The 18,959-nt window shown below is 57.5% G+C and carries 20 protein-coding genes; 13 read left to right on the plus strand and 7 right to left on the minus strand.

Annotated features, from left to right (window positions below; genetic code table 11):
* Window positions 1-35: 35 nt before the first annotated feature.
* The 6 genes from gshB to metK all read right to left on the minus strand — a co-directional run bounded on the left by gshB (window position 36) and on the right by metK (window position 6,131).
* Window positions 36-983 carry a glutathione synthase gene (gshB, locus tag ABLV30_RS05155; protein WP_014226834.1) on the minus strand — a complete coding sequence of 316 codons (948 nt, stop codon included), beginning with the start codon at window positions 981-983 and terminating at the stop codon, window positions 36-38.
* Window positions 984-1,003: 20 nt separating this feature from the next.
* A complete protein-coding gene (gene rsmE, locus ABLV30_RS05160; RefSeq protein WP_025105941.1) occupies window positions 1,004-1,735 on the minus strand; it encodes a 16S rRNA (uracil(1498)-N(3))-methyltransferase in 732 nt (243 codons plus the stop codon).
* 91 nt (window positions 1,736-1,826) lie between these two features.
* Complete coding sequence (gene endA / locus ABLV30_RS05165) at window positions 1,827-2,534, minus strand: deoxyribonuclease I (RefSeq protein ID WP_014226832.1); 708 nt, start codon at window positions 2,532-2,534, stop codon at window positions 1,827-1,829.
* Window positions 2,535-2,628: 94 nt separating this feature from the next.
* Window positions 2,629-3,129, minus strand: a complete 501-nt coding sequence (locus ABLV30_RS05170; RefSeq protein ID WP_024274713.1) for a SprT family zinc-dependent metalloprotease — start codon at window positions 3,127-3,129, stop codon at window positions 2,629-2,631.
* A 75-nt stretch (window positions 3,130-3,204) separates the two neighbouring features.
* The gene (locus ABLV30_RS05175; RefSeq protein ID WP_004854145.1) at window positions 3,205-4,599 is read right to left on the minus strand and encodes a sugar porter family MFS transporter; all 1,395 of its coding nucleotides are present in this window, start codon (window positions 4,597-4,599) and stop codon (window positions 3,205-3,207) included.
* A 377-nt stretch (window positions 4,600-4,976) separates the two neighbouring features.
* Window positions 4,977-6,131, minus strand: a complete 1,155-nt coding sequence (gene metK / locus ABLV30_RS05180) for a methionine adenosyltransferase (RefSeq protein ID WP_014226830.1) — start codon at window positions 6,129-6,131, stop codon at window positions 4,977-4,979.
* A gap of 467 nt (window positions 6,132-6,598) precedes the next feature.
* On the opposite strand from metK, the gene ABLV30_RS05185 reads away from it, so the two are divergent.
* From ABLV30_RS05185 to speB, 4 genes are all read left to right on the plus strand, one after another.
* Window positions 6,599-6,748 (plus strand): hypothetical protein, encoded by a 150-nt coding sequence (locus ABLV30_RS05185; RefSeq protein WP_265802047.1) that lies wholly within the window; start codon window positions 6,599-6,601, stop codon window positions 6,746-6,748.
* 85 nt (window positions 6,749-6,833) lie between these two features.
* Window positions 6,834-6,980: an acid stress response protein YqgB gene (gene yqgB / locus ABLV30_RS05190; RefSeq protein ID WP_014226828.1), complete on the plus strand. Its 147-nt coding sequence runs from the start codon at window positions 6,834-6,836 to the stop codon at window positions 6,978-6,980.
* Window positions 6,973-8,949 carry a biosynthetic arginine decarboxylase gene (speA, locus tag ABLV30_RS05195; RefSeq protein ID WP_265802045.1) on the plus strand — a complete coding sequence of 659 codons (1,977 nt, stop codon included), beginning with the start codon at window positions 6,973-6,975 and terminating at the stop codon, window positions 8,947-8,949. The genes yqgB and speA overlap by 8 nt, the downstream gene beginning before the upstream one ends.
* Window positions 8,950-9,160: 211 nt before the next feature.
* Entirely contained in the window at window positions 9,161-10,081 is a 921-nt protein-coding gene (gene speB, locus ABLV30_RS05200; RefSeq protein ID WP_265802043.1) for an agmatinase, read from the plus strand.
* A gap of 3 nt (window positions 10,082-10,084) precedes the next feature.
* On the opposite strand, the gene ABLV30_RS05205 is transcribed toward speB, so the two are convergent.
* Entirely contained in the window at window positions 10,085-11,296 is a 1,212-nt protein-coding gene (locus ABLV30_RS05205) for an MFS transporter (RefSeq protein WP_265802041.1), read from the minus strand.
* Window positions 11,297-11,722: 426 nt separating this feature from the next.
* Between ABLV30_RS05205 and ABLV30_RS05210 the strand changes: the two genes are divergently transcribed.
* The 9 genes from ABLV30_RS05210 to ABLV30_RS05250 all read left to right on the plus strand — a co-directional run bounded on the left by ABLV30_RS05210 (window position 11,723) and on the right by ABLV30_RS05250 (window position 18,958).
* The gene (locus ABLV30_RS05210; RefSeq protein WP_004854142.1) at window positions 11,723-12,046 is read left to right on the plus strand and encodes a non-heme iron oxygenase ferredoxin subunit; all 324 of its coding nucleotides are present in this window, start codon (window positions 11,723-11,725) and stop codon (window positions 12,044-12,046) included.
* Entirely contained in the window at window positions 12,043-12,351 is a 309-nt protein-coding gene (locus tag ABLV30_RS05215) for a recombinase-like helix-turn-helix domain-containing protein (RefSeq protein WP_004854141.1), read from the plus strand. The genes ABLV30_RS05210 and ABLV30_RS05215 overlap by 4 nt, the downstream gene beginning before the upstream one ends.
* 10 nt (window positions 12,352-12,361) lie before the next feature.
* Window positions 12,362-13,384: an aromatic ring-hydroxylating dioxygenase subunit alpha gene (locus ABLV30_RS05220; protein WP_004854140.1), complete on the plus strand. Its 1,023-nt coding sequence runs from the start codon at window positions 12,362-12,364 to the stop codon at window positions 13,382-13,384.
* Window positions 13,384-14,133: an SDR family oxidoreductase gene (locus tag ABLV30_RS05225; protein ID WP_265802039.1), complete on the plus strand. Its 750-nt coding sequence runs from the start codon at window positions 13,384-13,386 to the stop codon at window positions 14,131-14,133. Before ABLV30_RS05220 ends, ABLV30_RS05225 begins: the two co-directional genes overlap by 1 nt.
* A 13-nt stretch (window positions 14,134-14,146) precedes the next feature.
* The gene (locus tag ABLV30_RS05230; protein ID WP_143440088.1) at window positions 14,147-14,935 is read left to right on the plus strand and encodes an IclR family transcriptional regulator; all 789 of its coding nucleotides are present in this window, start codon (window positions 14,147-14,149) and stop codon (window positions 14,933-14,935) included.
* An 88-nt stretch (window positions 14,936-15,023) separates the two neighbouring features.
* On the plus strand, window positions 15,024-15,950 hold the full coding sequence (locus ABLV30_RS05235; RefSeq protein WP_032751231.1) for a VOC family protein: 927 nt from the start codon (window positions 15,024-15,026) through the stop codon (window positions 15,948-15,950).
* Entirely contained in the window at window positions 15,947-17,134 is a 1,188-nt protein-coding gene (locus ABLV30_RS05240; RefSeq protein WP_265802036.1) for an FAD-dependent oxidoreductase, read from the plus strand. Before ABLV30_RS05235 ends, ABLV30_RS05240 begins: the two co-directional genes overlap by 4 nt.
* A 26-nt stretch (window positions 17,135-17,160) precedes the next feature.
* Window positions 17,161-18,417: an MFS transporter gene (locus ABLV30_RS05245; protein ID WP_032751228.1), complete on the plus strand. Its 1,257-nt coding sequence runs from the start codon at window positions 17,161-17,163 to the stop codon at window positions 18,415-18,417.
* Window positions 18,418-18,427: 10 nt separating this feature from the next.
* On the plus strand, window positions 18,428-18,958 hold the full coding sequence (locus ABLV30_RS05250; RefSeq protein WP_004125089.1) for a cupin domain-containing protein: 531 nt from the start codon (window positions 18,428-18,430) through the stop codon (window positions 18,956-18,958).
* The last annotated feature ends 1 nt before the right edge of the window (window position 18,959 follow it).

The raw sequence follows: 18,959 nt of genomic DNA on the forward strand, positions 1-18,959 counted from the left end.
GCTACAGGCGCTGGCCTGCAGCCTGAATAAGCGCTTTATTTATTGAGGCGCTTCTCGATGGCATCCATCAGCATCCCGGTAATGGAAATCGGGAAGGCGGCTTCGATTTCACGTACGCAGGTGGGGCTGGTGACGTTAATTTCCGTCAGGCGATCGCCAATGATATCCAGACCGACGAAGATTAAGCCTTTGGCCTTCAGCGTCGGGCCCACGCGGCGGGCGATGGCCCAGTCGCTTTCGGTCAGCGGGCGCGCTTCGCCACGACCACCGGCCGCAAGGTTACCGCGGGTTTCGCCGCCCTGTGGGATACGGGCCAGGCAGTAAGGAACCGGCTCGCCGTCAACCACCAGCACGCGCTTATCGCCATCTTTAATGGCCGGCAGATAGTTCTGCGCCATGCAGTAGCGGCTGCCCAGCTCGGTTAGCGTTTCGGTAATCACGCCGAGGTTGGGGTCACCCTCTTTAACGCGGAAAATGGAGGTGCCGCCCATACCGTCCAGCGGTTTGAGAATGACATCGCCATGTTTTTCCCAGAAGGCTTTCAACTGGGCTTTATTACGGGTGACCAGCGTTTCCGGAGTCAGCTCGGAGAACCAGGCGGTAAACAGCTTTTCGTTACAGTCGCGCAGGCTCTGCGGCTTATTGACGATCAGCGTGCCTTGCTCTTCGGCGCGTTCGAGGATGTAGGTCGCGTAGATAAACTCGGTATCGAACGGCGGATCTTTACGCATCAGAATGACGTCAAGGTCCGCCAGAGGCAGATCCTGTTCGCCGTTGAACGCGTACCATTTATCGTAGTTCTGCTCGACGCTCAGCTTACGCGTACGGGCGCGGGCTTCGCCGTTGATTAAGTACAGATCGTTCATCTCCATATAATGGAGTTCATAGCCGCGACGCTGCGCCTCCAGCAACATGGCGAAGCTGGTGTCTTTCTTGATGTTGATGGTTGCGATGGGGTCCATCACGATGCCGAGCTTAATCATTGTTCTTCTCCGTTAACGCTTCAACCTAAGTCGCCAAAACGCACCTGCAGGGCGGTAATGGCAGTGAGCGCAGTTGTCTCTGTACGCAGAACGCGCGGTCCCAACAGGATATCAGTAAACTGGTAGCGAGCGGTCATCGCTATCTCTTCTGCCGAAAGCCCGCCTTCCGGGCCAATCAGCAGCCGGATACGTTCGACCGGCAGCGGCAGCGTATTAATGCTGGCGCTGGCGCGAGGGTGCAAATTAAGCTTCAGGCCCTCGTCCTGCTCCGCGCACCAGGCTTCAAGCTGCATGGCGGGGCGGATCTCCGGCACCACGTTGCGGCCGCTTTGCTCGCAGGCGGCAATGGCGATTTTTTGCCACTGCTGGATCTTCTTCTGCAAACGTTCGGCGTCCAGTTTAACGCCACAGCGCTCGGAAAACAGTGGCGTTATGAGGCTTACGCCAAGTTCGATCGATTTCTGGATGGTGAATTCCATTTTTTCGCCGCGGGACATCACCTGGCCTAAATGGATATGCAGCGGGGATTCACGGTTATCCATTTTGCTGCTCTGAACGTCAACCAGAACGTTTTTCTTACCTGCCTCGACAATGACCGCCTCGAAGACCTGATTGCTGCCGTCAAAAAGCTCAATTGTCTGGCCTTTACCCATGCGTAAAACGCGACCGACGTGGTTGGCCGCGTCGTCGGAAAGGGCTATCTGGCTACCCGTGGTAATCGGTTCCGGGTGATGGATGCGAGGAATGCGCATGCTTGATATTCCGTTCTTTGCGCAGATATTCTCCTCCCCCGTGGCAGGGGAAGGAGTGAAGCTGCAAATTAACAATTGCCGCTAGTGTAGGTTAGCTCTTTTGCGCCTGGCAAGCCTGCAGGACGTAAGGATTATGGTTGCCCTGAACTTTTGCAATACGCGCGTCGCGTTCGCACTCCCAGGTTGTTACCGGGTACAGCTTATCCCAGGCGGTAAACAGCTGGGTTTGCTGGCGGGAAAGATTGAGCTGGTAGCGGTCGCGCATATAGAAGTAGGTTCTGGCGATAGCGCCCCGGGCGCGAGCCGGCGGCTCGGCAACTTTATCTTTAAAATCAACCTTCATCGCGCACTGGCCGTACTGGCCTTCGCCGCCGTTCCACTGGCTGTACATAAAGTTGGCGCGGTCGCCGTTGACCTCACCGACCGCCGGCTGCAGGTTATGCATGTCGCTTTCCATCTTGCGGTATTCCGGATCTTTAGCACAGTTTTTACGCCCGCCGTCCTGCCAGCATTGACGCTGATGGCCAAACTGCCACGCGGGAACCACATGCTCCCACTCGACCCGGCTGGCGCGATTTTCATTTTTACGCACTTTATAGCCACAAGATTCCAGGTCGATAACCCCCTTTTTTCCCTGCCAGTTGATTTTACAGCCGCAGTAGAAATCGCCGGGGGCGTCGGCATTGACCTTGACCCCAGCGGTCTTGGCCTGAGAAAAACTGTTGATTCCTTCCGCTGCAAGCGGTGCGCATACCGCCGCGCTGAGAAACGCGGCAGCAAAAATATGAATACGGGACATCGTTAACTCCGTGTCAAAACGAGCCCGCAACGTATCGAATGTGATTGCCAGACGCAATCAGTCAGATCAGAAAATTTCCAGTTATTTCCGGAGATTACTTTTCCGCTACCAGAACATCTCCGCAGCGCACGCAGCGATAGGTGGCCTCCCCGCGCATCACGCGATTGTGGCGGCGGACGGTAAGCTGGTGCTGCTGGCACTGGCAGCGGTAGGGGAAGGTATTTTTACGCACTGAATCGAGTTCGAAACGATGGGTGCGCAGAGCCGGAACGCCCAGCACGCTTTCCATCATCCATTTCCACTCTTTGCCGTGCGGCGCCACGCGGCCAAAGTGCTTCCACACCAGCAGGTGGGCCAGCTCGTGCGGCACGACTTCATCAATAAACGCCTGCTGGTTTTCCAGCAGCAGCACCGGGTTAAGGCGGATTTCATTTTTCTCCAGCCAGGCGGTACCGGCGGAGGTTCCCCGCTGCTGATAAACCAGCACCGGTTCAGGATAATGTCGTCCCAGCTTGAGGTTCGCTTTGGCAAGATTTTCCCGCAGGCTGCGCATAACGGCCTGTTGAAGGGCAATGGGAATTCGGGGTGTTTTCATAGCGCCAGAGGATAGTGCGGCGGGATGAGGAGAGCAAGAAGAAGCTTCCTCCCGGGAGGGAGGAAGCGGGTTAGTCTAGTCGCGCGCGCCGATTTCGCGCAGCTTACGGCCTTTCATCAGGTTACGTTCGATATGTTCCAGCGAAACGTTTTTGGTTTCCGGGATCAGCCACAGGGTCAGGAAGATGAACAGGATGTTCAGGCCGCCATAGACCCAGAAGGTGTTGGCGCTGCCCAGCGAGTTCAGCATGGTCAGGAAGGTCGCGCCGACGATCATGTTGGCAATCCAGTTGGTGGCCGTTGAGCAGGTGATACCGAAATCACGCCCTTTCAGCGGCTGGATTTCGGAGCACAGCACCCAAATCAGCGGGCCGGCGCTCATCGCAAAGCCAACGATAAACATCAGCAGCATCAGGACGGCAAAGTACTGCGCCGTGGCGGAGTGGATGCCGATATGCATCATGCTGCCCAGTACGCCCATGCCGAGCGCCATAACGATAAAGCCGAGGATCAGCGTCGGCTTACGGCCCCAGCGATCAACCAGTCCGATGGCGATAAAGGTCGCCAGAACGTTGGTCAGACCCACGATGACGGTTCCCCACATCTGTTCGGTGGTGTTGGTATAGCCCGCCAGTTCAAAAATCTTCGGCGCGTAGTACATGATGACGTTCATACCGGTGAACTGTTGCATCACCTGCAGCAGGACGCCGAGGAATACCGCACGGCGGAAGTTGCTGTTTTCTTTAAACAGCGACCAGCCGGACTGTTTTACCTTCAGGCTTTCGCGGATCTCATCCAGCTCGCGTTTCGCTTCAGCGCTGGTGTCGCGCAGGCGCAGCAGGACGCGTTCGGCGTCGACAAAGCGGCGCTTAGCGGCAAACCAGCGCGGGCTGTCAGGCAGGAAAACCACGCCAATCAGCAACAGCACCGCCGGGATAATAATCACCCCGAGCATCCAGCGCCAGGCGCCGCTGTAGCTGAATGCCGTATCGGAAAGATAGGCGCCGAGAATACCAATGGTAATCATCAGTTGATACATCGAAATCATGCTGCCGCGGATTTTTTCCGGGGCGATTTCAGACAGATACAGCGGGGCGGTGTAGGAGGCGACGCCCACGGCCAGGCCGAGCAGCACGCGGGAGAGCAGCAGCACTTCCACGTTCGGTGCGGCGGCGGAGAACAGCGAGCCGGCAACGAACAGGATGGCGCCAATCATCAGGCTTTTTTTACGCCCGAGTTTGAAGGAGAGCCAGCCGCTGCCCACCGCGCCGACGGCGGCGCCGAACATCATGGAGCTGACCACCCACTCCTGAGTGTGAGCGCTTATCTGGAACTCGTTGGCAATAAAGGGTAAGGCACCCGCAATAACACCGATATCAAGGCCGAACAGCAGGCCAGCCAGTGCGGCGAGGAAACAGACAAAGAACGTCATCGTCTTGTTGGAACGCCCTTGTTTTTTGTTGTCAGGCATAACGCCCTCCGGTTGAGTTATTGATCTTGTCGATGCGTAGGGTAGGTAAATACGTCGTAAAAAAATGTGATAGTAATCACGGCTGTGTAATCGGTTACACTAGAGTAAAGAAACGTAATGACTATAAACGCATTTAAATCAGTATATTAATTAAGTTTAGCTCAAGAAATTAAAAGCGCTAATCGGACTTTACTGAAATATTGTGTAACAAAGTGAAGTCTTATTACATTTTGCATGCAATAACGGAAAAGGTTTGCTCTGCATATGATGTAATCGCTTCCATAAAAGGGAGTTGCAGGCGGTATGCCGGGCGGCTGAAGGGCGTAAAATAAAAAGGCCAGCGCGAGGCTGGCCTTGAAAGCGAGGAGAGCGGCGTCTTATTTCAGACCGGACGCTTCGCGCAGCTGGGCCGCTTTGTCGGTTTTTTCCCACGGGAAATGCTCGCGGCCAAAGTGGCCGTATGCCGCCGTCTCTTTGTAGATCGGGTGCAGCAGATCCAGCATCTGAATCAGGCCATACGGACGCAGGTCAAAGAACTCGCGCACCAGCAGGGTCAACTGCTCAGAAGGCACTTTTTCGGTACCGAAGGTTTCAACCATGATTGAAGTTGGCTCCGCCACGCCGATGGCGTAGGAAACCTGGATTTCGCAACGATCGGCCAGGCCGGCGGCAACGATGTTTTTCGCCACATAGCGCGCCGCGTAGGCCGCAGAACGGTCCACTTTAGACGGATCTTTACCGGAAAACGCGCCGCCGCCGTGACGAGCCATGCCGCCGTAGGTATCAACGATGATTTTACGCCCGGTCAGGCCGCAGTCGCCCATGGGGCCGCCGATAACAAAACGGCCGGTTGGGTTGATAAAGAATTTGGTTGCGCTGTTCAGCCACTCGGTCGGCAGAACCGGTTTGATGATCTCTTCCATCACCGCTTCCTGCAGCGATTTCTGATCGATGCTTTCGGCGTGCTGTGTGGAGAGAACGACCGCATCAATACCGACAACTTTGCCGTCGTCGTACTGGAAGGTGACCTGGCTTTTCGCATCCGGGCGCAGCCACGGCAGGGTGCCGTTTTTACGCACTTCAGCCTGACGCTGCACCAGACGGTGCGCATAGGTGATCGGCGCCGGCATCAGCACGTCGGTTTCGTTAGTGGCGTAGCCAAACATCAGGCCCTGGTCGCCCGCGCCCTGTTCCAGCGGATCGGCACGGTCAACGCCCTGGTTGATGTCCGGAGACTGTTTACCGATGGCGCTCAGCACCGCGCAGGAGTTGGCGTCAAAGCCCATATCGGAATGCACGTAGCCAATTTCACGGACCGTGTTGCGGGTGATCTCTTCGATATCAACCCATGCGCTGGTGGTGATTTCACCACCGACCAGAACCATACCGGTTTTGACGTAGGTTTCACATGCTACGCGCGCTTTCGGATCCTGTTCGAGGATCGCATCCAGCACGGCGTCGGAGATTTGGTCAGCAATTTTGTCGGGATGCCCTTCTGATACGGACTCTGACGTAAAGAGGTGTTTTGCCATGTTTTATTTCACCTGTGGACGATTCGGGTAGCTCATACTGTTGTGTAGAATGGCTTTGACGGATGACTCTACCAAAGCTTGCAGGTAGTGACACGAGCAGTCTGAGTGTTAATCAGTATAGATGGATTAACTTCTGGACGGCTATTTTAGGGCAGTTCTTGACCCCATTTCCAGCCTTTTTTGATATTCGTCGCATTTATAGAAAAAGGGCGGTGGCAATTTTTCCTGACAATACCCGGCAACGCGCATATTTTTATTTTGCTTTTTACCCCGCTTCTCGGTATAAAACGCCGCGCGCGGCTCATTAAAACAGCGCACGAGCACTCACCTCGTGACGCCACTTCCAGCCGGGTTAAGCAGTCTCTATTGACAGAGTCCCGCAGCGGCGTTTTCGCTGGCTGTCCGGAACCTATAGCTTTGGCTTGTCGCTGGCCCGACTCGGGGCAGTGTGGAGGTGATACCAGATAATGAACCCACGTTTTTCGCCTGATTCGTCGCGTCGTTCCGTCGTGCGTCACTACTCCTCAATCCGCATCTCTCTCATGCAAACCAGCCGATGTTCTACCCATCTCGGCGCTTCTCAGGATTCCCGGGCCGGCAGGCTGCTGGAAAACTGAACAAGGGCGCTCTTGCGATAGCAAGGGTTTTCTCGTGGTTTCTCCGGACTGTCATACTCCGTTCGGGTACGTGTTTTACGATGATATGAATAAGAAACCGGTCGCTCAGCCGCAAGACCAGCACTATCTACTGGGATTTCGGACTGTTTATGGGTTGTTATCGCTTCTTCGGATTGCGATAGTAGTCAACTGTTTTACACTTGTTACTAAATTTGAGGTTCGCTATGTCTGACGACATGTCTTTATCTTCGCCTTCGTCAGCAGGCGATCACGGTGTACTACGTTCCATGCAGGAGGTTGCGATGAGCTCCCAGGAAGCCAGCAAGATGCTACGTACTTACAATATTGCCTGGTGGGGTAATAACTACTACGACGTTAACGAACTGGGCCATATTAGCGTCTGCCCGGATCCTGACGTCCCGGAAGCGCGCGTTGACCTTGCCGAGCTGGTGAAAGCGCGTGAAGCTCAGGGGCAGCGCCTGCCTGCACTGTTCTGCTTCCCGCAGATTTTGCAGCACCGCCTGCGTTCGATTAACGCCGCCTTTAAACGCGCGCGCGAATCTTATGGCTATAACGGTGACTACTTCCTGGTTTATCCGATCAAGGTTAACCAGCATCGCCGCGTGATTGAATCGCTGATCCACTCCGGCGAGCCGCTGGGTCTGGAAGCCGGCTCCAAGGCCGAGCTGATGGCGGTACTGGCGCACGCCGGTATGACCCGCAGCGTGATTGTCTGTAACGGTTATAAAGACCGTGAATATATCCGCCTGGCGCTGGTGGGCGAAAAGATGGGCCACAAGGTCTATCTGGTCATCGAGAAAATGTCCGAAATCGCCATCGTGCTGGAAGAGGCCGAGCGGCTGAACGTGGTGCCGCGTCTCGGCGTGCGCGCGCGTCTGGCTTCGCAGGGCTCCGGTAAGTGGCAGTCCTCCGGCGGCGAAAAATCCAAATTTGGCCTCGCGGCGACCCAGGTTCTGCAGTTGGTTGAAATTCTGCGCTCAGCCGGGCATCTGGACAGCCTGCAACTGCTGCACTTCCACCTTGGCTCGCAGATGGCCAATATTCGTGATATCGCCACCGGCGTACGTGAATCGGCGCGTTTCTACGTCGAGCTGCATAAGCTGGGCGTGAATATTCAGTGCTTCGACGTTGGCGGCGGTCTCGGCGTCGACTATGAAGGGACCCGTTCGCAGTCCGACTGCTCGGTGAACTATGGCCTGAACGAATACGCCAACAACATCATCTGGGCGATTGGCGATGCCTGTGAAGAGAACGGCCTGCCGCACCCGACGGTGATCACCGAATCCGGCCGCGCGGTCACGGCGCACCACACCGTGCTGGTATCGAATATTATCGGCGTTGAGCGTAACGAATATACCGAGGCGACCCCGCCCGCGGAAGACGCCGCGCGTCCTCTGCAAAGCATGTGGGAAACCTGGCAGGAGATGCAGGAAACCGGCAATCGCCGCTCGCTGCGCGAATGGCTGCACGACAGCCAGATGGATCTGCACGATATTCATATCGGCTACTCCTCCGGCACCTTTAATCTTCAGGAGCGCGCCTGGGCCGAGCAGCTGTATCTCAATATGTGCCATGAAGTGCAGAAACAGCTCGATCCCAGTAACCGCGCGCATCGCCCGATTATCGACGAACTGCAGGAGCGTATGGCGGATAAGATCTACGTCAACTTCTCCCTGTTCCAGTCGATGCCGGACGCCTGGGGTATCGATCAGCTATTCCCGGTGATGCCGCTGGAAGGGCTGAACAAGATACCGGAACGCCGCGCGGTGCTGCTGGATATCACCTGCGACTCCGACGGCGCGATTGACCACTATGTGGATGGCGACGGTATTGCGACCACCATGCCGATGCCGGAATACGATCCGGATAACCCGCCGATGCTGGGCTTCTTTATGGTAGGCGCCTACCAGGAGATCCTCGGCAATATGCACAACCTGTTCGGCGATACGGAAGCCGTCGACGTGTTTGTCTTCCCTGACGGCAGCGTCGAAGTGGAGCTGTCTGATGAAGGGGATACCGTCGCGGATATGCTGCAGTACGTGCAGCTCGATCCGAACACGCTGTTGACCCAGTTCCGCGATCAGGTGAAAAAGACCGATCTCGACGCTGACCTGCAGCAGCAGTTCCTTGAAGAGTTCGAAGCCGGTTTATACGGCTACACTTATCTGGAAGACGAGTGATCTATGCCCTCTCCGTAGCGGAGAGGAAAGAGGGAGAGAGAGGCCTGGTTCGCCACTTGCCAGACTCACTTGAACGCGTAGACATTTACGGCGATAATTCGGCCAACTAAGCAGTAAACTCATTCAAACCCTTCCTCGTCGGGCCTAACGACGCGGAAGGGTTTTTTTATATTTGTATTTCAATACAACGACTGTAAAAGAGGTCATACCCATGAGCACCTTAGGTCATCAATACGATAACTCCCTGGTATCCAACGCATTTGGTTTTCTGCGTCTACCGATGAATTTCATGCCGTACGACAGCGATGCGGACTGGGTCATCACCGGCGTACCGTTTGATATGGCGACCTCCGGACGCGCGGGCGGCCGTCATGGCCCGGCGGCGATCCGCCAGGTGTCGACGAACCTTGCGTGGGAGCACAACCGCTTCCCGTGGAATTTTGACATGCGCGAGCGCCTGAACGTCGTGGACTGCGGCGATCTGGTTTACGCCTTTGGCGACGCGCGTGAAATGAGTGAAAAGCTGCAGGCCCACGCGGAAAAACTGCTGGCGGCAGGAAAACGCATGCTCTCTTTTGGCGGCGACCACTTTGTGACGCTGCCGCTGCTGCGCGCTCATGCGAAGCACTTTGGCAAAATGGCGCTGGTGCATTTCGACGCCCATACCGATACCTACGCCAATGGCTGCGAATTTGACCACGGCACCATGTTCTACACCGCGCCGAACGAAGGCCTGATCGATCCGCATCATTCGGTGCAGATCGGTATCCGTACCGAGTTTGATAAAGACAACGGCTTCACGGTGCTGGATGCGGGCCAGGTCAACGATCGCTGCGTTGACGATGTGATTGCGCAGGTGAAACAGATCGTCGGCGATATGCCGGTGTACCTGACCTTTGATATCGACTGCCTGGATCCGGCGTTTGCCCCGGGTACCGGTACGCCGGTGATCGGCGGCCTGACCTCCGATCGTGCGATCAAGCTGGTGCGCGGCCTGAAGGATCTGAACATCGTCGGCATGGACGTGGTGGAAGTCGCTCCGGCCTACGACCAGTCCGAAATCACCGCCCTGGCGGCGGCGACGCTGGCGCTGGAAATGCTCTACATTCAGGCGGCGAAAAAAGGCGAATAAGCCTCAGGCGCTCACTGCTGCTGCGCGACGCATGCGCAGCAGCAGCACGCCTCCGGCGCAAAGCGTCATCAGCTGTGATACCACCAGCACCGAGAATCCCGAGCTTACCGATCCCGCCGACTTCATGACCATCCCCATCAGCAGCGGGATAAACGCTGCGCAGATATTGCCGATGCCATTAACAATGCCATAGGTGCTGCCGACCGCCTCGCGCGGCGCATGATGCTGCACGACCGCAGGGATCGCCGCGCCCTGCAGCCCCCAGAAAACGTTCGCCGCCAGCATAAACAGCGCCAGCATCGCCTGCTGGTGGCTGAGCATCAGCGCCAGCACCGACAGAGCGGTCAGCAGGCCGCCGATAATAAACAGCACGGGCGCCTGCTCCGGGCGCATCTTATCGAGCAATACCCCGCCGAGAAATTTTGACCCCAGACTTAGCAGAAACGGAACCGCCGCCAGCAGGCCGGTGGCCTGCAACGAGAAGTGATGCTCGTCGCGTAGCCAGGCCGGTAGCCAGGCGCTGCTGCCCCACAGATAGCTGAGGGTGGCGATCTCCACCACCAGGATCCAGCCGAGCAGCGGCGTGCGCCAGGCGAGAGTAAAGGTTTGGATGATGCCGGGCTTCGCGCGGCGTTCATTGACGACAGGGGCGGGCAGAAAGCGCCAGATTAATCCGCCGCCGAGCAGCAGGTTCAGCAGCGCCAGGGCGTAAAACGACCCCATCCAGCCGACGTGCGCCATCAGCCAGGTGACCAGCGGAAAGCCTATCGCCAGCCCGAGCGAGACGCCGAGGGCCGTCACGGCGTTAGGTTTACCAACCTCATCGGCGGCGAAGCTATCGCTGATAAAGCGGGTTTTCAGCGAGAATAGCGGCCCCTCGGCAACGCCGAGAACGATGCGCGCGATTAACATTCCCAGCAGCGAGCCCAGCAGCGGCGAAACCGCGCAAACCAGCGCCCATATTGCTACGCTGCTTAACAGTCCCTGGCGATAGTTGAGCCTGCTTTCTATAAGCGGAGTTAATATTAATGCCGATAAACCATAACCCAGGAGAAAGCATGTCATCAGCATGCCTTGTAACATTCTGTTTTCATTTAAATGAAAGTGAGCGGCGAATTCGGGGTTCAGGATCATTACCGAGATATTTACCCGATCGACGTAAGAAATAATTATTAACAAAAGTAATGCGATAGTACCTTGCCATCTTGCCGCCATGTTTTACCTCTTTTTTAAATTTAATACATTTTGGTTATTATTTTTTTACGCCGGAAATAATCACCTGACTAAAATGGTTTACCTGTGAAACTCTTTGTTTTTTAAAGTTTAAATAGCGAGTCGTTTCATATGTGAAACAGCATATTTTACCTTTGTGCTCATTTCTAACGATCATTGTGAAAAGAAGTCAACAGGTGCATTTCATTTTTGAAGAGATAGCGTTATTTATAATGAAAGGGCACTTTAAATATCATCATTTCATCTGGCTGCTTTTTTTCGTGATCAATTCCACAGTTAGCTAATTAAAAGGCCATTCATTAACAATTTAATCACATTGGCGCTTGACGAAAGATTCATCGCTTTTATATTGACCGTATTAAATAAGAAACAGAGTTTCATATATGAAACAGAGCCCGGAGGAATGCGATGAGCTGGATTGGCGTGTGTGACGCGGAGCAAGTACAGGAAGATTTCCCCTACAGCGGCAGTATCGACGGTAAAGAAATCGGTATCTATCTGATTGATGGCGAATATTACGCGCTGGAAGACGTTTGTCCCCACGCTTATGCGCTGCTGAGCCAGGGCTTTGTTGAAGATGGCAAGGTGGAGTGCCCGCTGCATGAAGCGGTATTCGACGTCAAAACCGGCCAGTGTCTGCACGGCCCCGGCGGCCGCAGCCTGCATCGTTACCCGGTGCGGGTATACGACAAGCAGATCCAGATTTCTTTTATCGAGGAGAACGTGGCATGAGCGAATCCCTGGACTTTAACCCGGCATTGCCGGAAAGCCGTCAGTTCACGCCGCCGGCGGAAGGCGGAAACGGCAACATTCACAAGCCCGGCGACTACCCCAATCTGATCTGGCAAACCCGCAGCCGGGTGCCGGAAAGCTGGGAACTACAGCTTATCGCCACCCTGGAAACGCTCTTTGAGCAGGGCGCGGAAACCCTCGGCGAGCTGGTGAGCGGCCTGAACGGCGTCAGAATGTACGACCAGCAGGGCGAACCGTGGAGCGAAAGCAGCTTCCAGGCATTTCTGCAGGTAAACGGATACTGAGGACACAGCGATGACGACAACGGTACAAAACTATCTTGATAAAGGGTTACGCGGCCTGTGGTATCCGGTGCTGGCGAGCTGGGAAGTGCAGTCGGCTCCGGTGGGCATTACCCGCCTCGGCGAACAGATCGTGGTCTGGCGCAATAAAGACGGCCAGGTGCAGGCGCTGGAAGACCGCTGCCCGCACCGCGGCGCGCGCCTGTCGATGGGCTGGAACCTGGGCGATCGCATCGCCTGCTGGTATCACGGCGTGGAAGTGGCCGGCAACGGCGAAGTGAAAGACGTCCCGGCGGTTGACCGCTGCCCGCTGGTGGGTCAGCAGTGCGTTCGCAGCTACAGCGTTCAGGAAGCGCACGGCGCTATTTTTCTGTGGTTTGGCGTCACCGCCGACCAGCAGCCTGATGAGCTGAACTTTCCGCAAGAGCTGGCCGATAGCGACAAATATAGCAACTTCCTGTGTACCGCGGCGTGGAAATGCAACTACCAGTACGCCCTGGAAAACGTGATGGACCCGATGCACGGCACCTATCTCCACTCCTCCTCGCACTCGATGGCGGAAGGCGATCGCAAAGCCGACATGGTGCTGCAGCCGACGAAAACCGGGTTTATTTTTGAGAAGAAAGGGCAGGTTGGCGTTAACTTCGACTGGGTTGAACTGGGCAACAGCGGGGCCTACTGGATGCGCCTCTCTATTCCGTACAAAAAGCGCTTTGGACCTGGCGGTCATTTCTGGATTGTCGGCATGGTGGTGCCGGAAGATAACGACAACTGCCGCGTCTTCTTCTGGCGCATCCGCGGCGTACAGGGCTGGCAGCGCGATCTGTGGCGTTTTATGTACCGCAATCGCCTGGAAAAACTGCACTGGGAAGTGCTCGAACAGGATCGCGTGGTGCTGGAAAGCCTGGCGCCGAATGCCCGCGATCGTGAATATCTTTATCAGCACGACGTCGGCCTTTCCCGCCTGCGCCGCATGATGCAGAAAGCGGCGAAAGAGCAGCTGGCGGCCCTGGAAGAGCAGCAGGGAGCCGCCTGATGAACGGCCTGCTGAACGGGAAACGTATCGTCGTCACCGGCGCGGCGCGCGGCCTGGGCTACCACTTCGCCGAAGCCTGCGCCGGGCAGGGCGCGGCGGTGGTGATGTGCGACATTCTGCGGGGCGAGCTGGCGGAAAGCGCCCATCGTCTGCAGGAAAAGGGCTACCGCATCGAATCCCACGCGATCGATCTCGCCGATAGCGAGTCAGTCGACCGGGTATTCAGCGCTATCGGCGAGCGGGGAGCGATCGACGGGTTAGTGAATAATGCAGCGATGGCCACCGGCGTCGGCGGTAAAAACATGCTCGATTACGATCCGGATCTGTGGGATCGGGTGATGACGGTTAACGTTAAAGGTACCTGGCTGGTGACCCGCGCGGCGGTGCCGCTGCTGCGCGAAGGGGCGGGGATCGTCAACGTCGCCTCGGATACTGCCCTGTGGGGGGCGCCGCGGCTGATGGCCTACGTTGCCAGTAAAGGCGCGGTGATCGCGATGACCCGCTCAATGGCCCGCGAGCTGGGGGAAAAGCGCATCCGTATAAACGCCATTGCGCCGGGGCTGACCCGCGTTGAGGTGACGGAATACGTGCCTGCGGAGCGCCATCAGCTGTATGAAAACGGTCGCGCGCTCAGCGGCGCGCAGCAGCCGGAAGACGTCACCGGCAGCGTGGTCTGGTTGCTCAGCGATCTATCGCGGTTTATCACCGGCCAGCTGATCCCGGTCAACGGCGGTTTTGTTTTTAACTAATAAGTGAGGCGGTATGGCGAACGATCAGGAAGTGAAGTACCTGGTGCCGGGGCTTGAGCGCGGCCTGCAGCTGCTGCTGGCTTTTGGCGAACAGCATCGCGATCTGACCTTCGCCGAGCTGCACCGGCTGGTGGATATGCCGAAAGCGACCGCCTATCGCGTGGTGCAAACGCTGGAGTATATGGGCTTTCTAGAGCGCAACGCGCGCACCAACACCTTTTCGCTGGGGATGAACGTGCTGCGGCTGGGCTTTGAATATATCGCCTCGCTGGATATCGCCCAGGTGGGTCAGCCGGTTATCGAGCAGCTGCGCGATGTCAGCCAGTGCAGCAGTCATCTGGCGATCCGCGATGGCCGGGACATCATCTACATCGCTCGCGTCAGCGCGGCCGGTTCGCGGATCAACCAGGTCAGCGTCGGCACCCGGCTGCCGGTGCACTGCACCTCGCTGGGCCGCATGCTGCTGACCGATGTTTCACGCAGCGAGTTTGACCAGCTGTTCCCGAACGAGCGGCTGCCGGGCAACACGCCGGGCCAGCTGCACGATCGCGAAGCGCTGTGGCAGATGGTGCAGCAGGATAAAGCCCGCGGCTATGTGATTGGCGAGTCGTTCTTCCGCCACGGCATCTCGTCGATTGTCTACCCGGTGTATGACCGCAGCGGCCGGGTGGCGGGGGTGGTCAGCATCCTGGTGCCCTCCGATGAGATCCCGCAAAGCGATCGCGAGCGGCTGCAGAACGACGTCAGCCTGGCGGCGGACAAAATTTCCGGTTTCCTGGGGTATTTGTCTCAGGCTAGCTAAATCAAACACTTAACGGCAGGCGCTTGAGTGCGTCGGGCATGTTTTACGCCCAAATTCGGGCGACTGAACGGTAAAGAGGCGACGAAAAATGAGTATTACCGGAATTGAAAAGCTGGAATTTGGCGTAGATGACCTGAACCATAGCGCCAAATTTATGCACGATTTTGGCCTGGCTGGCGACGCCAGCGGCCGCGTGTTTACCACCCTCAGCGGCGCGCGCGTCGAGCTTAACCCGATCGACAGCCCCGACCTGCCCCCAGCGTTTGAAGCCGGCAATACGCTGCGGCGTATGACCTGGGGCGTAGCGGACCAGGCGGCGCTGGAGGCGCTACGTCCAAAGCTGGAACGTCAGCCCGGCTTCCGTAGGGTTGACGGCGCGCTGGAGTGCCTCGACCCGAACGGCATGACGCTGCGGGTGCAGGTCAGCCAGCAAACGGCGGTAGAGCTTAACGTCGAGCCGATCAACCAGTGGGGCGATGTTCGCCGCATCGACACGCCGAGCCCGGTTTACGACCGCGCGCAGCCGATCAACGTCGGCCACGTGGTGTTCTTTGTTGAAGAACTGGCGGCGGTCGAAAGCTTCTATCGCGAGGTGCTCGGCTTCCAGGTGTCAGACCGCTACATCAACCGCGCGGTATTCCTGCGCTGCGGCGCGCGCGGCGGCCATCACAACCTCTTCCTGCTGCAGCTGCCGAACCGTAAGCGCGGGCTGAATCATGTTGCTTTCACCGTCCGCGATATTCACGAGGTGATCGGCGGCGGCATTGCGATGAACAAAAACGCCTGGAGTACCTTTATCGGCCCCGGCCGCCACCCGGTCTCTTCGGCCTACTTCTGGTACGTCAACAGCCCCACCGGCGGCGCCTTCGAGTACTACACCAACGATGATTATCTGACGGAGAACTGGCAGCCGCGCGAGCTGGAGCACTCGTTGGTCTCCTTTACCGAATGGGCGGTGGAGGGCGGTATCGACCACGATACTCGCCGCCAGCAGAAAAAAGCGGAGGCGGTATGACGGCGCGGATTGTGATTGTCGGCGGCGGCCAGGCGGGCGGCTGGGCGGCGAAAACGCTGCGCGACGAGGGATTCGACGGTGAGATTTGCGTGGTGGCGGAAGAGGAATGGGATTTCTACGAGCGGCCGCCGCTTTCCAAAGCCGCATTGCTGGATACCGATGCGCAGCTACCGCGCTTGTTTTCGCACGAGGCGCAGCAGGCGCTGAACCTGAGCTGGTATCGTCCGCTGCGTGCGGAGCAGATTGACCGGGTCGCTAAAACGGTGATTTTAAGCAACGGCGAACGGCTTAGTTACAACATTCTTTTAATCGCCACCGGGGGGCGAGCGCGTCTGCCGGGCGAGGCTTGGGCGGCGCACCCTCAGGTTTATACCCTGCGTCACTGGCAGGATGCGCAGCGTCTGAAAAGTCGTCTGGCGGAAAGTCAAAAACTGGCCATTGTCGGTGGCGGCTGGATTGGCCTTGAGATTGCCGCCTCGGCGCGGAAAAACGGCGTGGCGGTTACGCTGTTCGAGCAGCAGCCTGCGCTGTGCATGCGTTCGGTGAGCGGCGAGGTGTCACAACGCCTAGCGGCAATTCATCGCGCGCAGGGCGTGGATATCCGCACCGGCTGCGGCGCGCTGGAGCTGGAAGATAATAACGGCCTGCCGGTCATTCACTGTGACGGTAAGCGCGAAATTTATGATGCGGTGGTGGTGGGGATCGGGGTCGATCTTAATCTCGAACTGGCGCGCGACGCGGGGCTGAAAACCGAGCGCGGGATCGTTGTGGATACCCAGGGGCGAACGTCGGATCCGTTCATCTTTGCTGCCGGGGATGTGGCGCAGCATCATCACTACGGCCTGTGCATCCAGTCCTGGGCCTTCGCCCAGAATCAGGCGGTGGCGACGGCAAAAGCGATGCTCAATCCCGATGCGCCAGGCTACGACGACGCGCCGTGGCTGTGGTCGGATCAATATCAGCACAATATCCAGATCCTCGGTATTCCGCAGCCGGGCAGCAGAACGATAGCGCGTGAAGATTCGCTGTACTTCTCGCTGGACGAAAACGGGCGGCTGACGCAGCTGGTGGCGTTCAACGATGCGCGTACCGTCAAGCTGGCGAAGCGCTGGATGGCGGCGGGGCGAGATTTATCCGCTGTACCGCTCGCCGACCCGGCTTTTTCACTGATGTCGTTGCGATAGCTAACCCGCACCCTTAAGGGGGAGAAATGACCACATTAGAGACTAACGCCGCGCCTGCTGAGGCGAGCGGCGAGGGCATCCGCACGCCTGAAAAAGCGGTTCGCTGGGCCATTCCGCTGTCGCTGCTGGCCTGCGTACTGCTGGCATTCTTCGACAAGATCAGCATCGCCGCGCTGTTTTCCGATAGCCACTTCCAGCAGGCGATGGGCATCGATTTCGACACCACTCGTCTGGGCATCCTGATGAGCGCTTTCCTGCTGAGCTACGGATTTTCCTCGGTGCTGTTAAGCGGTCTGGGCGACCGTATCGCGCCGCTGCGTCTGCTTACCGGGATGATGGCGGTGTGGTGCATTTTAATGCTGGTGATGGGCTTCACCCACAACTACACGCTGATGGTGACGCTGCGAATTTTGCTGGGTATCGCCGAGGGGCCGCTGTTCCCGCTGGCGTTCGCTATCGTCCGCCATACCTTTCCGCAACACCTGCAGGCGCGGGCCACCATGCTCTGGCTGCTTGGGACGCCGGTGGGCGCGGCGATTGGCTTTCCGCTATCGATTTGGCTGCTCAACACCTTCGGCTGGCAGAGCACCTTCTTTGTGATGGCGATGCTGACGGTGCCGGTACTGATTTTTGTGCGCATCGGGCTGCGCGGCGTCAGGCTGGAGGCGAAAGCCAGCGGCGGGCAAACGTCACAGGAGGCGCGCCGCAGCGCCCGCCGCGAACTGTTTGTCAGCCCGCACTTCTGGATGATTTGCATCTTCAATATCGCCTTTCTCGCCTATTTGTGGGGCATCAACGGCTGGCTGCCCGGCTACCTGATTAAGGGCAAAGGTATCCATCTTGAACACGCCGGCTGGCTGTCGTCGATGCCGTTTATCGCCATGCTGCTCGGCGAAATTATCGGCGCCTGGCTGTCAGACCGCGTCGATAAGCGCGCCGCCGCCTGCTTTATTTCCCTGGCAGGTGCAGGTATTGGCCTGGCGGCGGTGATGCATTTCACCACGCCGCTGCCGGTGATCGCGGCGATGAGCTTTAGCACCTTTATGTGGGGGACCGGCGCGCCGAATATCTTCGCGCTGCTGGCCAAGGCGACCCATCCGCGAGTCAGCGCCACCGCGGGCGGAATTTTCAACGGGCTGGGAAACTTTGCCGGGGCGCTATCGCCGGCGGTGATGGGCGCGCTTATCGCCTTCACCCACAGCATGGATTCCGGGCTGATTTTTCTGGCGGTGATGGCGGCGGTGGGCTGCGTCCTGTTACTGCCGCTGCTAAGACGTTACTGAGGATAAAACGATGACTGATTCAACCGTAACCGCAAAACCGAGTCTGAAACCTGAACATCTGACGATGGAAGAGTGGGTCGAGTCGCGTATCGCGCGCTTTGAAGGCCGTAAATACGACTGGAATGCGCTGAAGTTCCAGGCGGATTTCGACCCGAAGTATCGCCGCGCGCAGATGCGCTATATCGGCACCGGCGCGACCGGCGTCGCCAGCGATAGCAATACCGTTCAGGCGGAACACTTCACCTTCTCCACCATGGTACTGCCGTCCAAATGCGAAGGCCCGCTGCACCTGCACGATGATGTGGAAGAGGTGTTCTTCATGCTCAAAGGGCAGATCACCCTGATGATCCAGGATGGCGACAGCTATACCGAGACCGTCCTGCGCGAACGCGATCTGATTTCCGTTCCGGCCGGAATCTATCGCGGGCTGTTCAACCACGGCGAGGAAGAGGCGCTGATGTGCGTGATGCTCGGTACGCCAAAACCGCATATTCCGACTTACCCGGAAGATCATCCGCTGTCGAAAGTGAAGCGTAGCTAAG

It is taken from the genome of Klebsiella sp. CN_Kp113 (assembly GCF_040064585.1).
Lineage (GTDB): Bacteria > Pseudomonadota > Gammaproteobacteria > Enterobacterales > Enterobacteriaceae > Klebsiella > Klebsiella michiganensis.